Origin of the sequence: Calothrix anomala FACHB-343 (assembly GCF_014696435.1) — a bacterium.
Classification (GTDB): Bacteria; Cyanobacteriota; Cyanobacteriia; order Cyanobacteriales; family Nostocaceae; genus Aulosira; species Aulosira anomala_A.
The window spans coordinates 39,989-55,914 of sequence record NZ_JACJQG010000015.1 but is presented as its reverse complement, the minus strand read 5'-3'; the positions used below and the strand labels follow the sequence as shown (position 1 = coordinate 55,914).

Annotated in this window: 9 protein-coding genes and 1 CRISPR repeat array; all 9 genes read right to left on the bottom strand. The window is 42.1% G+C overall.

Annotated features, from left to right (window positions below; all coding sequences use genetic code 11):
• Positions 1-14 precede the first annotated feature (14 nt).
• The 9 genes from H6G08_RS10790 to cas6 all read right to left on the bottom strand — a co-directional run bounded on the left by H6G08_RS10790 (position 15) and on the right by cas6 (position 15,755).
• Entirely contained in the window at positions 15-1,607 is a 1,593-nt protein-coding gene (locus H6G08_RS10790; protein WP_190541564.1) for an ATP-binding protein, read from the bottom strand.
• Positions 1,607-5,611 (bottom strand): N-6 DNA methylase, encoded by a 4,005-nt coding sequence (locus H6G08_RS10785; protein WP_190541561.1) that lies wholly within the window; start codon positions 5,609-5,611, stop codon positions 1,607-1,609. The genes H6G08_RS10790 and H6G08_RS10785 overlap by 1 nt, the downstream gene beginning before the upstream one ends.
• 65 nt (positions 5,612-5,676) lie before the next feature.
• The gene (locus tag H6G08_RS10780; protein ID WP_190541558.1) at positions 5,677-6,783 is read right to left on the bottom strand and encodes a restriction endonuclease subunit S; all 1,107 of its coding nucleotides are present in this window, start codon (positions 6,781-6,783) and stop codon (positions 5,677-5,679) included.
• The gene (locus H6G08_RS10775) at positions 6,780-8,261 is read right to left on the bottom strand and encodes a type I restriction-modification system subunit M (RefSeq protein ID WP_190541555.1); all 1,482 of its coding nucleotides are present in this window, start codon (positions 8,259-8,261) and stop codon (positions 6,780-6,782) included. The genes H6G08_RS10780 and H6G08_RS10775 overlap by 4 nt, the downstream gene beginning before the upstream one ends.
• A gap of 9 nt (positions 8,262-8,270) precedes the next feature.
• On the bottom strand, positions 8,271-10,580 hold the full coding sequence (locus tag H6G08_RS10770) for a DEAD/DEAH box helicase family protein (RefSeq protein ID WP_190541552.1): 2,310 nt from the start codon (positions 10,578-10,580) through the stop codon (positions 8,271-8,273).
• Between the two features lie 707 nt (positions 10,581-11,287).
• A CRISPR array of direct repeats spans positions 11,288-11,683; the repeat unit is 36 nt; unit sequence TTGAGCAACGCCTAACGGCATCAAGCCACGAATCAC.
• 248 nt (positions 11,684-11,931) lie between these two features.
• On the bottom strand, positions 11,932-12,570 hold the full coding sequence (gene cas5 / locus H6G08_RS10765) for a type I-MYXAN CRISPR-associated protein Cas5/Cmx5/DevS (protein WP_190541549.1): 639 nt from the start codon (positions 12,568-12,570) through the stop codon (positions 11,932-11,934).
• Complete coding sequence (locus tag H6G08_RS10760; RefSeq protein ID WP_242046123.1) at positions 12,567-13,532, bottom strand: CRISPR-associated protein; 966 nt, start codon at positions 13,530-13,532, stop codon at positions 12,567-12,569. The genes cas5 and H6G08_RS10760 overlap by 4 nt, the downstream gene beginning before the upstream one ends.
• Positions 13,513-15,093 (bottom strand): type I-MYXAN CRISPR-associated Cas8a1/Cmx1, encoded by a 1,581-nt coding sequence (gene cas8a1 / locus H6G08_RS10755; protein WP_199322493.1) that lies wholly within the window; start codon positions 15,091-15,093, stop codon positions 13,513-13,515. The genes H6G08_RS10760 and cas8a1 overlap by 20 nt, the downstream gene beginning before the upstream one ends.
• Positions 15,090-15,755: a type I-MYXAN CRISPR-associated protein Cas6/Cmx6 gene (gene cas6, locus H6G08_RS10750; RefSeq protein ID WP_190541543.1), complete on the bottom strand. Its 666-nt coding sequence runs from the start codon at positions 15,753-15,755 to the stop codon at positions 15,090-15,092. The genes cas8a1 and cas6 overlap by 4 nt, the downstream gene beginning before the upstream one ends.
• Positions 15,756-15,926 lie beyond the last annotated feature (171 nt).

Sequence of the window (15,926 nt, the reverse complement as noted above, 5' to 3'; positions counted from 1 at the left end):
TCCAAATTTCGTATTTATGAGCGATTCAGGTCATTGTACAGGCTTTCGCAAAGAGCGATCGCACTCATGCAGAAAGAGGCAGCAGTTCCTATATTTATAAAATCTCGGCTTTCTCGATGTTGTCCAAAGTCGCCGACTGACTTAACATGATTTACTAATAAGTAGGTAGATTTGGTAACATATTTAGTAACAAAATGGGAATTTTGTGTACCAGTTGCAAGGCGCAAAATGTTACATTGCTCTCCACGACTTCTAGGAAGCCGTTTGCCTGAATCTAACAATTCTTCTTTCCACTCGCCGGATTTTTTCCATTCGTTTATCCAGTTCGGAGGAATTGAGCGATCGCGAGGCAATTCCTTTTCCCAAATCAAGTCCAGTGAACGTTCTGCAATGTTTCGCATCCAAACGAGAGAGTCTCGAGGTGATGGGGAGATATCTCGAATTGCTTTGCGTACATAGTTGCTGATAGTTTGATCTACCTGGGGAATTTGAGCAAATCGCAGTTCCAGTGTACCTTGAATATTTTCTTCAAAGACATTTGTATTCCCAAACAAGCCACGAAGATTGTTAACTCCTGGCGTTCTCACACGAGCATACTTCTCCATTATTTTGCAGGCTGGTTTTAGGGTGTCTCCCGTGAGTTGGAGAAAACCTCGTCTTTCTAATTCAGATTTTCTACTATGCGGCAAAAGATTTTGAGGAATTCCTTTTGCCGCAGCAGAAGCTAAATCACTTTTCATTTCATCGCTACAGTCATCCCACAAAGCTGATATGAGTTGGGACTGACTAGCGACCATTTTTTCGGCAATGCGTTCAACATCACTCTGTAATAAACTAGCTCTTTCAGCAGTTTCTTTACAAAGCTCACGCATTAGGGCAGCTGCAAGAAGGGGAACTCCTCCAGTCCAGACAACTATTTCTCGTTTTGCCGCAGGTTCAATTGTAATTTGTTTGTCTAGCATGGGTTTGAGAAACCCTTCCCAGTCAGCATCTTCAAGCTTGTTAATTTCTAATGGTGTGTCATAAAAAATTTCCCAGAAGTCAGAGGATTTCGATTCTTCAGAAGCACACAGTTCTCGGAGGGGACGACGACTGCCTGTAACTAAAGTCAAACTGGAGTGAAGTGCCAGCGTTCGCATATTGTCCCACAGGGTTCTGGTAATATTTGAAGTGTCCAGAACGTGATCGAATCCATCTAGAACAGCAAGCAAGCGATCGCCTGTATTGTTTAACTCCCCAAATGCAAAATCGAGTAGTTCATGAATGCTACTGCCGTCAGTCAGTTCAATATACTCTGCAACTTCTGGCCGGAATTTTTCAATAGTTGATTTAACACTTTTAGCAAAACAGCACCTAAACTCCTCATCAGTTGTGGGTGTTGCGTGACGGAAGTCAATGTATAAAGAAGTTGTAAAATATTCATTTCCAGCACGGTAATTATCTGCTAAATGATTAAGTAATACACTTTTTCCATAACGAGCAAACCCAATAACTGATACATGATCAGGTGTTGGCTTCAGCAAATGGCTTTCTAAGCTCGCCAGCACTTTTTCTCGTCCAAGCAGTTTTGGAACACTCCCCCCCAACACTTGATAAAACTCAGTCATTACAAAATCTCCTCACTTTCTCTGATTGCTTCCCGTTTAAGGTCTTCAACATCAACATGACGTTGAATCCATTTCTCCATTAGTGGAATAGAGAGAGCATAAGCCTCTCGACCCTTTGTTGAGTCAAACTCAATTAATTCCAATTCTCTTAAAAAGTCCAAATCTTCCCCCAGCCCTCGTTTTTGAGGCACACGAACCCCAAATTCCTCAAATTTCGTTTCTAAAAAATCGAGGTTTGTTGGATCATCACCCCCTACAAAACGTTGACAAATTGCTAAAATCATGCGCCTGCGTTCAGTTCCTGCATAATTCCAGAGTGTGCGGAAATGTTCATTGTCTTCCACCATTGCTGTTGCTGCCGATTCAACCAGGGTAGGCGTAACAGTTCTTTCAGCTTGACGCTTTGCCTGCTCAAAAACACGAGTACACAATGATTGGATTAAAAAAGGTTGACAGGCGCACAGGCTGACAATGCGATCGCGGGCTTCAGGTAGAAATTGCAATCGACCCTTAACTGGTTCAGTTACTAGATTTCTCGCAGCATTTAGCGGCAAGGAACTAATGCCAATCTGGTATCCAAAACCGAACAGCACTGACCAGTATTCTTCTCGCAACCGCTTCAAGCGTCGCGAACCTGTAATGATCGCCGACATATCTGAGTAGGTATGAAGTAGATAACGGATGTTTTCTGGAACTTGAGGATTAGTAATTCCCTTATCAATGCCTTCCTGAAGCTTGTCAAACTCATCCAGCATTAGGAGCAGTTTCCGGGGTTGAATCGTTTTTAAGACACTTTGCAAGTAAAGTTCAAATTCCTCAAATGGATTGTCTCCAGAAAATGTGGCACTTAAAGCTTTCACAAGTTGTAATTGAATGGGCTTGTCTAAAGTGGGCGGTAGCTGGCTAGGCAGCCAAGTTGAAATCCCGACTTCGCTACAAGCCTCCCAAATTTTTCTAGCAAAGAGACGAAAAACGTCACGAGTCGCCATGCTATCTGCCCCTTGCAAAGAGCATTCGACCATCAGCCAGTTGGGTAAATTGTCACGTTGCTGAAGCTGTTTTAAGATTGAAGTTTTTCCAGCACGGCGATTCCCCTCAAGCAAAATTACATTAGATTGAGTCTCATCATTGAGAAGGTCTTTAATTTGTTCGATGACATCATCCCGCCCGTAAAACATCTCCTTTCGTTCAATCGGCTTACCTACTATGTAGGGACTAGCTCCTAAATTGGCAGGAGTAAATGATTCTCGTAGTGATCGAATGGCAAGAGCAAGGGAGATTTCGCCATGAACTGAGGTGCCATCTAGCCGTTGTGCTGTCCACAATACTAAAAAGTCAAATGTTCCTGACACCTGTTGGGGTTCTATGAGCAATGGAATTGAAAATTCTTCGTCTTCTTTTAAATAAGCCGTTGCACCCGTACCTATTTTAGGAGACGTGCGGATATGAAGATTTCTCAAGGCTACAGTTGCAATGTTTTTAATTTTAAGTGCTACTTCATTGGGAATGCCAAGAACAACACTGGTAGGAGTTAGGTTGATTTCAACTTCAAAGTTTTCAAGCAACAAATTTATTTCTTGCGATATCAGTCTGGAAACATTGGAGCTAACTTTTCGGATTGGATCAGCAGAGATAGAGGCTGTGTTGAGATTGATGAGTGCTTCCTGAACAGTGATTTGGGCATTTTCAAGTACCGCAATGCGACCCGTTCCACTGGGTATATCTTGGATGTTTCGCAGGGCAATCGCCGCATCAGCCATCCTGGCCAACCAAGGGGTAATTTCTGGAGAAATCTGCCTAAGTTGGGAATGTGCCCACTGATTCCTGAAATCTAGTAATTCTTTAATAAATTGATTAAGCCACCGTAATCTGTATTCACTATCTTCTGTGTGAATACCAATGGCAGCAACAGCTTTCGACCGCTCCAGCCATTTCAAAATCGGATCTTCGGCTGTGCCAGTAATTCCTTGCAGAAGAATATTTAAAGCATCAATATTTCTTCCTTCTGTTTGCTTCCATAACCAATCTTGCAGGGCTATTGCCGGAACGGGGACGGCAAGGTCTTTCAACGTTTGAACAGATAGATGTTGAACTGACATACCGTGGGCATGTCCTGTCAGCCACTGTTGATAGACAGGGGAACGAAATAAGGTGAATAAAAACTGGGGTGTGACGATTTCATCTTTTGAGCGAATAACCACAATGCCATCAGCAGCTAATGTTTTACGAAAACCTGCTGAATCAGTAAAAAAGGCGACTTTACCAATTTTTCCTGAAGTAGACAGAACAATATCACCAGGGCGTAGCCACGATTCAGGTTTTAACTTACCTTCTAGCCTTGCTTCCCCGAAGCGAGTGAGGAATAACTCAGGTTCACGGATACCAAAATCTCGCATATCCGAGGCACGGAGGATGTTTGCGGCTACTTCAGAATCGCGTGGATTTTTAGTTGTGTAATTTCGATACTGGTGATTAGCAATGCTAAAAAAGACCTCTGCAACATCTCGCAGTGATTGCACTTTAAGCTTAGGATCAGCATTCTGTAAATCTTCTAGTCGTTTTAAGAGAGCAGTATCTCCTGAACGCTTAACTACTAATTCCCAATCCCGTTGAGCCAGTGAATCAATAGAAGTATTCCATAGATTTTCAGTTGTTTCGTTGGCGCGGAATATGCTAACAACTTCTTTTGCTCTTAATTCTAGTTCAATGGGGGTAAAATTTGTCGCTTTTTGGCGATTAGGTAGAAATTCATCAAGCTGGAAGAAACGTACAGAAGGCGCAGGGGTATTACGATGAATAACAATGAGGTTACAAGAAATTCCCGTGTAGGGGGCAAATGCGCCCGCAGGCAGAGCCAAAACACCTTCTACGCAGAAGTCGGTTAGCAAGCGTTCCCGGAGTTTGCGTTCTTGCCCATGACGAAACAGTACGCCATCTGGCAATGCAATAACTGCTCTACCACCAGGACGTAGAGAATACATGACATGTTCAAGAAATAATCCTTCCATACTTCCCACTGGAATAGGGAAGTGGTTCGGATAGCCATAAGTGTTTTGCTTACTACCCCAAGGTGGAACGGCAAGGATACAGTCAAATCCCTCATCTGTTCGCGAGCTTTCTAAATTTCCCTGCATTGATGGCGATCGCCTTGGCCGCTCAAACACAGCTTCTCGGCTGGGGGGGTTTCTGAGTTGGGGAGAACCAGTAAAAGCTTGAGTTAGGGGGCGGTCAAGTGTGTTGCCGAGTTCTATACAAGGGCGATCAATACCTTCAAGTAAGAGACGAGTGAATCCTATTACATAAGGAACAGAATCTATCTCTACCCCAAAGATGCTGTTATCTCGCATATCTAACCAAGTTTTTGGGGGTAGTAAATATGCGCGTTTCATCATGTAACGGACGCTGGCAACAAGTAAACCACCCATGCCAAAGCAAGGGTCATAAATTCGCTCTCCTGGCTTGGGGTCTGCCAGCGCAACCATGAGACTTACAATAGACTGGGGTGTGGTGAACTGTCCACCATCTTTTGCAAAACTAGCCTGAGAGATAAGGCTTTCGAGTGCCATACCACAAGCTGAACGGTCTTCAGGCGTTTCAAAAGGAAGGGAGTCAACCCAACAGAAAAGCTGGAATAAGGGTTCAGCTAAATAGGGAGGATTAAACTCGATCACGTAGGCAATGTGACGCAGTAGTTGCCCCAGAGGTACATGAATTAATGCTTTTAGACTAGCAGGCAATTCGTTACGCCAGAGTTTTTCTAGGTCATATTTTGACAGGCTCTTCAAAGCTGGCCAGCGTAAATGATGAGGCAGTGAGGGATTATACTCAAACCCATCAAAAGCAGCGATCGCCTCCTGCTCTGCCTCGTAAAAATCTGCCCACCTTAAAAACAGGAAGACAGTAGCATGAATGACAATATTCACTCCGACTTTGCCACTAGCTCGGTAGGTGTCCAACACTTTCCATAGCTCTTCTTTGATATCTCGCTGTTTTGAAGAATTCATCTGCTCTTACTACTGGCTAGAAGCTCAAAAGAAACATAAAATAACCTATCTTGCCTAAATGCCTACTAGAGTTCTCCGGCAAATGCTTTCCTCAAGATACCCTGGCGGATTTTCTCCAGTGTCTCAGGCAAATCCTTCCAACTTTCTGCCGCTTTTGCTTCAAACTCATAAACCTTTTTGAGTTGCTCCTGCACGTCATGGGGTGGAACAGGCATTTTTAGTTTTAGAAATGCCTGCGGATTTATTCGTCTGCGGCGTTTGTTTGATCCAGTGCTGGCATTTCTGACATCCTCTAAGCAAATGGGGGAACGGAAATAAGTATCGAGGACTTCGGGGCAAATGATGCCATCTTTGGTGCGAAAGACGACAAATTCAGGGGAAACCACGAAACCATCGAATTCTTTAGGAACCATGCCAAATGCACCTTCCCAAGCCATGAGTTTGGCATAAATGAAGTCTCGATGTCGCAAGCGGCGCAAGCTTGGATATTTGAAGTCTTGGGCTGTACGGGTTGCACTGTGGAATAGACCTTTACCAAAGGATTTAGTGCCAACAAAATGGTATGTTTCTGTTTCGCTGACTGACTCAGTGTCTTTTATCCAATCTACTAGTTCACCAACTTCCACCCAATCTCGATCAGAGCGTCGTTCTCCAAGAACTAGGCTGCGTTTTACAGAGTAGATCGCATCAATATTATCTTTGTTAAGAATGCCAATTTCCTCCAATCTGCCAAGACAATCCTGGATGCGAGTAACTATATATTCCTGTTCTTCCAATGGTGGAACTTTTACTTTACAATCTAAGATTTCTTTCTGAGATAAAGAAGGCATTACTCCTTGCTTTCTTTTTTCTGAAAGGTTGATGTTTTGCAATAGAAAATACAAAAAATCAAAATTCAAGCTTTCATGAATGTTAGAAACATACATAGCATTGTCTGTAATCCAAGCTGGAGGAAGAATGATATTTACTGCGCCACAAGAGCCTACTCGACCAATTGAGATAGTCTTATGTTTTATATAAGCTTCATCACTCCTTCCAATAACTCCATTCGCTCCATATACAGAAAATACTCCGTCATCTGAAAAATTTTTTTTTGTTAACCCTTTTCCATTTGAAAGGTAAATTAATTCGCTTAGTTTTTTCTCTTCCCAAGCCTCCAGATTTAAATTCATAGTTTTCCGCCAAAGCTTTCTTCAAGCTCACCCAGTAACACAACAATTCTCTCTTCTCTGATTTTGATACCCTGAATTAGTTCAAGTGCTGGGCGATGCTCATAGTCATCTGTGGTATTCGGATTCTTAGGTAAAAGATCCCAGTTCCTTTCTTGAAGCTCCTTAACAGTTACTAGCCAAGAATTATTACCCTGAATTCGCGTTTCCCATTTACTTAAAAAATCAGAGATTTGCTCGCCTGGAATAGGACGACGAGTACTTTGAAGTTCAAAGCCATCATTTTTTAAATCGTAATACCAGACGCTTTCAGTTGTCTTTCCATCCATTCGACGATCAAAGAAAACTATACTGGTTTTAACCGCAGTATAAGGCAGAAAACAACCCGCAGGCAATGATAGAACAGTGTGAACATCAAATTCAGTGAGTAAACGCTCTCGCACTTTGGCATCGGGGCCACCTCGAAACAGTACACCTTCCGGCACTATTACCCCTGCCCGTCCGCCTTTTGCAAGGTTCGCCATAATGTGCTGTAAAAATAGAATTTCAGTCGAACCTGATTTGATCGTGAAATTGGTTTGCAGTTCCTTTGCCATCTTGCCACCATAGGGCGGATTTGCCAGAATGACGCTGTAACGGTGTTTCTCTGGCACATTAGAAGCGTGAATTTCTAAAGTGTTTGCTTGTTCTAGCCGCGCTCCTTCAATTAAGTGTAACAGCATATTCATAGTACCAAGCAGGTAGGTGAGAGGCTTATTCTCAACTCCAAAGAAGGTTTCATCGTTCAACCACTCCAAATCACCACCGCTCAATACGCCATGATGCTGGCGAATATATTCCGCAGATTCCGCCAAAAAGCCTGCTGTACCAAAACACGGGTCATAGATGCGATCGCCCATCTTTGGACGTACTACCTGAACCATAGCCCGAATCAGATGTCTCTGGGTATAAAACTCCCCAGCATACCCAGCAGAATCACCTGCTACCCGTTTCAGCAAGTCCTCATAAATTTCTGACAGCACGATTACATCAGTATCATCACTGAAGTGCAAACGGTTAATCTGCTGTACTACACGGGCGAAACTGGCTCCCCGGCGAGAATGATTTTTAACAGAAGAAAAAATGCGCTTAATCCGCTCGGCTGCTCCATCTCCTTCTAGGTTTTGTAGATGCCCCCACAAACGCCCGTTGACGAATTCCAACATTTCGTCAGGTCTGTCAGTCTTCTTTGACCACTCAGACCACTGAAATTCGCCGTTCAGAAGGCGAGTGTAGGGTTTCTCCTCAAATGCTGCCTCATCTTCACGCCGTTGCTCAATCTCGTCAAATGCCTTTAAGAAAAACAGCCATGCCAATTGCTCAACATAGTCACGAGGAGTTACCCCATCACTATTTAGTTGATCGCAAGCATTCTTCACCGCCTGCTGCACTTCTTGGCGGCGATGATCAACTGTCCCGTTTCCTGTAGTCGTCCCTATCATTCGCTATCCTCATGCTACCATTGGCACATATAAATGATGCTTCACTGCTTCTAGGTCATTCCTCAGAGCAGATGCACCGCCATAGCGTTTCAGCATACTACTGAAATTACCAAATAAGGCAACAAACTGAGGCGCACTGTAGGTAGCTCCCCGCTCCAAGTCGTCAATGCCAAATAAGGCATAGTGATCTAAGCTTGCTTGCCAGAACCGAGACTTTAGCTGCTCCTCCTCTGGAATGCCTTGTTCATCTACCTGATTCAGGAGCCAATATTCTTCCTGATCCCAAAAACGCACTACGCGATCGTGCCGAGTTGGAACTTTTACTAGGTCAAAGCCTACTTTGGCCAGAATATCTACCCCGTCTGTGTGATCTAAATCAAGATAGTGCTGGAAAGCAGAGATGTAAATATCCCGATCCTTCAATTCCTCATAAAGTTCTTTTCGGCTGCTTTGGTCAATCCAGATTTGTAATAGTTCATCTAATGTTGCACTAGAAATGCTGCGAATAATTTCCTTCGATTGCTCACAATAATCATCAAAAGGAATCTTGCGCCCATCAGCTAAACAGACATAGCGTTCCGTATTCGAGAGAATGACTGATACACCCTCAGCCACGGGCTTAGGAGTTGTATCTTCCGCCCTGTGAGTAGATCCAGAGCCAGATGAAGACTTGGACTTCGATTTTGGCTTCTGAGTATTTGCTGGATGTCCATCAAATTCTGAATCCTCAAGCTGGCTTGCTCCAGCGTAGTCAAATAGAGTAAAGTACCGTTTGTCAATGTCCTCACAAAGTCGGGTTCCCCGCCCCTTCATCTGTTTATAAAGGATGGAACTCTTAAGCGGACGTGCAAAGACAATGTTTTTCACATCCGGCGCATCAAAGCCAGTCGTGAGTAAATCAACCGTTACTGCAACACGAGGATTACCTGAGCCAATTTCCGCAAAATTCCGTTCAAGCTGGTGAGAATTACGCTCTGATCGCGTAATCCTGGCAGCATAATTATTATCACCCGAAATTCGGCGGAGTTCCTGCGCCATGAATGCCGCATGGGTATCATCCACGCAGAAAACGATAGTCTTCTCCTGGCGTAGCCCATATCGACCCAAAATTTGCCACAAATCCTCAGCAATAAACCGAGTCCGGTCTGGCAAACGGATCTCTCGCTCAAAGTTATTCGTTGTATAGCGTTTGCCATCAGGCCCCGTGTATCCATTTGCATCTACGTTACTGATCCGCTCTTCCAGCAGATAGGGAACTAGGTAGCCATCCTCAATCGCCTGCTTTAATGAATAGGTATAGGCAGGTTCCCCAAAGTAATTGTAGGTATCCCGTCGCTGCTCCTCCTCCGTTAACGGACGACCACTATCGTCAATTTCCCGTGGAGTTGCGGTCAAGCCTAATTGGTAAGCAGAGCCGAAATACTCTAATACCCCAAACCAGTCGCCAAATCCAGAACGATGGCATTCATCCACTACTACCAGATCGAAGAAATCTGGCTCAAAATACTCGTAAATTTTCTTACCATTGAATTCTTCATCCAAGTTCTGATAATTGGCGAAGAAAAGCTTGCCAACCTGGTGCTGGTTCCGACGTACCGTATTCTTATCAATCACCACCCGTTCATCAGAAGCAAATCCTGCAAACGCCCGGTAAGCCTGATCTTTAAGACTATTGCGATCGGTGACAAATAAAATTCTGTTGTTCTGCAACACATTACCGTGCAACAGCTTCCAGGCTAATTGAAAAATAGTGAAGGTTTTGCCTGTACCTGTCGCCATTAACAGCAGAACACGGGTCATTCCTTGGCTAAAGCGGTCGAGCGTCTCAAAGATAGCCATCTCCTGGTATGGGCGCACTCTGCGGCGAGTAATCTGATCTTCATACCAGGGGTACTCAAATACAGGTTGCCATGCATCCCAATCAATGTTGGAGCGTCCCAGTCGATCTAAAATTTCCCAAGGCGTAGGAACCTGAGTTAACCGCTGATAAGCACCTGTATGATTATCAGTGAGTATGTATTCTTGTCCATTAGAAGCAATTGAGAACCGCAGCCCTAGCCGTTGGGCATAACGCGATCCTTGCTGCATTCCATCAGCAGCAGGCTTATGTTCAGCCTTTGCCTCTAAAATTGCCAAAGGCATCCGTGACAGACGCAGCACGTAGTCAGCAACAATCTTTTGTGTCGGGTCATACATCTGCTCCCCACTCAAATTTACCTTACCAGGGCCAATCTCCACCTCCCTGTCAAACTCCCAGCCTGCCTGGTTTAAGGCAGGTTCAATAATCTCTCGACACGTTTGTTGCTCGTTTCGCGGCATCTTTTGCTTTTTCTGCCTAAAAGTGACTGAGTTTTGCCTTCGTTAGTCTGCCTTTACCATATTCTGTTGTTGGGATCACCCTACCGAAGAATGAGAATTTAAAACAAAACTCTAATTCATTTATACATAACTACATAGATAATTACCAGCCATCTGATGCGAATGACGAAAATTTCTATCAATGGCTGGTAGCTGCTTAATATCTATAAATTTTTGTAACACTCAACCTTAGCTGAATCAGAGTTTGAGGAATAATTGACCAACTTGCCGACCCAGTATTACCAGAAATTGAAATTTACTCAGTACCAGATAACTTGGGTGAACTGTATCAAGTCTGGAATGGTTCTCAACTACTTGGCACTTTCTAACAAAATCTCTAGGGGAAATGGGTAGCACAACCCTGTAATAGGGATGACAGGCAATGCTGTGACACTCCTTTGGCAGCACAAATAATCATCATCGCTGTTAATGGCTTACTTGTAGCCGACGTAGCATAAAACACAAGAACCTATCCCATCGCTTGGAGAGGTGATTCAATTTACCTCTCTTTCTTGTATGCATAGAAATTCTCTCTGCTTCATTTGCACTAAGTAGCTATCGCAGGTTAGAACTGCTTCATCAAATTGAGCAATGGGAAAAATTTCTAGTCAAAGTAGTTGTTGAAGAGGAATTTGTGGTAAACACAACCTTAATTCACCTGTATCTCATTGCTCAACACCTAACGGCATCAAGCCACGAATCACTGGATAGCAACCTTGGGCGAGGTAGGGAACCTTACTTGAGCAACGCCTAACGGCATCAAGCGACGAATCACATATCCCAAGCCTCCCTCAAGGATGGAAAAAGAAATTTGAGCAACGCCTAACGGCATCAAGCCACGAATCACTTAAGCCTTGCACACAGGGAACCAAGGATAAGAAATTGAGCAACGCCTAACGGCATCAAGCCACGAATCACGGACTAACAGCTATCGCGCAAACCTGGGGTTCAACTTGAGCAACGCCTAACGGCATCAAGCCACGAATCACTCTATCAGATTGGTTTGCTGGTGTAGCCCGTTGTTATGTTTGAGCAACGCCTAACGGCATCAAGCCACGAATCACAGCAAAGGTGAAAACCCTTAACTGAGCAAGGCTCATTTACTATCTTACAAGTACCTTTCAGATCGAGAAACCAAAAACACAAAACTTACTAAAGTTTCCCTTACTTTCAGCCCCTCAAACCAAGTGCCGATAAACTTTCCCAAAAATGGCAAGCACCTTGTTCCTTGCCTCAATTACCATATCCCTTACCGCGTAAACCTTTCCACTATTCTTTTACCCTAAATTCCCTTTCCCATCAGAGATACTTGTCAAATTGGAGATTGAATCATCGTCCACGCCAAATCAGGAGGTGGTGAGCTTGGCATTTCCTTAATCCGATACCTCAAAAATCGAGTATTTCTTGACCCCACATGGTCAACCCAATAAGGTAAGGTTAACCTTCCTCGATTATCCCTAATCACCCACTGTCTCACCCCCTGTAGATAATCTTCTGAGACAAGTTTGATCGTTTTAATCAACTGGTCACTTTCTCCCAAAAATAAACAACCAAACCGTCTTACTAGCTCAGGATGGTCAAACGCTAACTGTATTCTCTCCCTTAAACTTGGTTGTATCTTCTCCCCATCAGAACGAACCCAAATCCAACACTTGAGATTAGACAAAATTTCTTGATAACAGGGAATACTATTCTCTGGATGGCTAAAATCTGCATTCTTAAACCGTCTCATTTGACGCAAAATTCGCGACTTTTTGGGGATAGATAACATTGCGATCGCCAATTCTACCCCACAGTGGCGATAGACATCCTTTTCTCCTACCAAAGACAACAACATCCCATACACTGTTGCTGGAGGCGGGACAGGGTAGGTTTTTCCCATTTCCCTTGCATGGGACTCCCGAAAAGTCACAAAGGGAACATCCAAATAGAGAATTAATGGCGCAGTCATTTTGATTCTTCTAACCCCAAATCTTTTTTAATGACTGTTTTCAAATCTTCAAGCAGTTCATTTCGATTCCGATAAATATGCGCCTTCTTAAAAGGAGAACTCTCAAAATTATCTAATTGCTGTAACTGCTTCACAATTGTTCCACCAATCCACAACTGAGTAGGGTCAATTTGTCCGCATTCCACTTCATCTATAAATTCTTTTGTAAATTTTGCTTCCTTACTCTTAGGAGCGCAATATTCAAAGCAATAGGAAATATATGAAGCAAAATGATTTGTCCATTGAAATACCAAACTATCGGGACAGAAAGGATAATTAAAAATATTACTACTTCCTCCTACCTTGGGCAGATTTATAATCCCATCTATCAGAGGTAAAATTCGCGAAAAATCTTTGAGGTGATTGGCATTAATTCCAAAATAATATTGATATCGAGTTGCATGATATTCTGTAAAATGAAGCGATGTGCTATCCTTTTCTCTGCCACTTTTTACCCCTAACTTAATTGCACCATCATAAGGCGTTAGCGAAACAGCCATATTCATCGCTAAAGCACCCATTCGCTGATTCGGAGTACTGGTTTTTGTTTGTTTCTTTTTTCTTTTTGTTGGCGAAGTCTCCGACTCTGTTTCCGCAGACTCTAATAAAGCAAACCCAAAAATATCATCATCATAAAATTGTTCTGGGTCGAAATCTTCACTTATTAACCTATTAATATGTTCGTCTTCATCCCAAACTCGATTTACTAAATAACCTTGCTTTTGAAGATAAAAACGTAACGCCCAACGAATTGCACTTGAACCTACAAAAGAATGAATCTTACCATTCCAATAGCCTTTTTGCAGAGTAGTCTTATTTCCTCGTCTCATGTCATGATTTAAGGAAGCTAAACCGTAACGAGTGAGGACTGTTCCATAAAGATAATAATTGGGAATATTATTATCATTCTTCTTCTGACTCATCATTCACTCCTTCAAGTTTTTGATTACTTGGGAATAAATTATCACCACCATTTGTGGAATTATCTCTGGGTTTATAACTGGCGATCGCTAACAATGACCAAATTCTTAATTCTTGCCAAGATGATTTTTTAATTAATAGTAAAATCTCTTCTTGGTGTTCATTGAAATACTTATTTAATCCTCCTCTTACTAAAAACTCGGACAAATATTCCTTAAACGACAATTCATCATAACAACAGTTTAGCTCTGCTCTTAATCGTTCAACTTTCTTTTTAATTGGAGGGTCTTTCCCTGACTCTGCTTTGGCATACATTTTAGCAAAGTTGCCCTTCATAGCTTGCTGAAATACCTTAATAAAAATAAGATACTGCCTGTCTTCTTCACTATTTTCTGTCATTATTATGAATCCTTCTCGATTAGGAAATATTTGGTTAAATAAATATCCTTTTGAATCCTCTATTACAAATTTTTCCCAAAAATTAGACCACCAATGAATTCCTTGTACTAAATTATCAGCAATTATGGAGCGAATCGGATTCACTTTAATAAAAATTTGCTTAGATTTAAGCTTCTGATAATTGGTTTGAAAGTATTTTTGAACTTGTTGGTAGGTGATTAAATTATTCTTATCAATTTTAATTTCTTCTATACTCATCAATGTCCTTTGACGAGAAGCTTGATTGATTTTTTCATATAACCAAACTTGACAAGCTTGATAGTAATCGCCTTCAGGCTGAATATCGTCTAAGCTGTAATAAAGTAATCCTGCTTCACCAACGCTACTAACATGAAGCTGTTTAGTTTCTAATTGCTGTAATCGCCATCTTCTTTGAGAAGCATCTTCAAAATCCTTGATTTCTGGAATCACCACCAGGTAGCGATGGGGTTTCTTTTCCTTCAAGTCTTCTGATGGAATATGAAGTACGCAATAATGACAAACTACTGGTACAAATAATAATGCTAAGGCGTATTCAGGTTTCTCTTCCAGTTTTGTAGTATTCTGCGTCCTCGCATGGCGAACAATCCCTCCTAAATACAACCAACTGGTTATTTGAACATAATCATGTCTGAGTTGTTGGGTATCTACCTCGCATAACTTCTCTGCAAAGGTTTGATGTGCATACCAACTTAGGGATTTATATTGATACTCGACTTTTTTTTCTTCAACCGTTAGTTCAGTGTTAACTATCTCTCCTGCTTGATAAAACTTATTAAGTCGTAGGAAAATAGCACATATTCCCTCATGAATGTGGATTTTCTGACTTAAATATATTGCATCATTGTCTAATCCTGCTAAATGAATTAAACCTGTATCATCTAATTGAAAAGACTCCTTAATTAACCAAGATAGGGCAACTAAATCACTTCCTTGCCAGAATAATTCAATAGTATCAGCAGTCAAAGACCATGATATATGTCCTCCGCGTTGACGAGATGAGGGATATTGCTTTTCTAATCGCTTTAAAGTCATGTAAAGCCCGGTCATTCCGACGCGGTGCATTATTGTCGTATCCGCAGCATCGAGAGATAGGGAAATTTTGGGTTGGGTAGGGACTATCATGAGGTTTCTTCTTCTTCCTGGCTGCGAGTCGCTGGAACAAATATTCCACACATCATCTTTCGTTTCCCACCAATTCCCTGTTCTTGCAAAGTTAAGGAATCTTCTGGGTTGAGTTCGCTTATTTTTACGCCAAGTCCTCTAACTTTAAACTGTTTACCTTGTTTATTGATGGTTAATTGTCTTTTTTGAGGTATTCCATCTTGTCTGGTAAGAAGTTCAATTTTTCCTTGTATTCCTAAATTATCTAGTTGCCGTTGAACAGCTTCAATAAAGTTAGTAGAATCTTGAAACCCTGTAATTACGACTAATCTGGAATAGACACTTTCTGAAGAAATTAACGGTTTGTAGTCGGGAATATCTAGTTGATAAGAATTTTGTCCTATATGAAAAGCCTGCCCCGCTAAATAAGGATAAATTAAAGGAATTTGTTGATGATGAATCCGAATTTTTAGACGAGATTGAGCAGTAAGTTCAAGCAACTTGTTCCTGGTCGGGATTCCGGCGATCGGATGAATCCCAATAGACTCTAGTTCGTGAAGGATAGGACAAATCCTGGACAATGCGCTATAGATAACATAACCATTATCAAGAGGAATCGGTGCGCCTCTTAGCTTAAACGTTAAGTCTACATATTCCTCACTTTGAATTAATATGGCTGCCATAGATGGAAATTTTGAGAAAAATTTAAAGATGTCAGAGTTTGTTAATACATCAACATTTTCTTGTGCAAAATTGTCCTCATTGTCATCGCAAACACTATTATTAGTTACTATGTATATATACCTGTAATAACAAGTTTTCCTTTAAGAAAACCAAACTCGTCATGTGTCTGA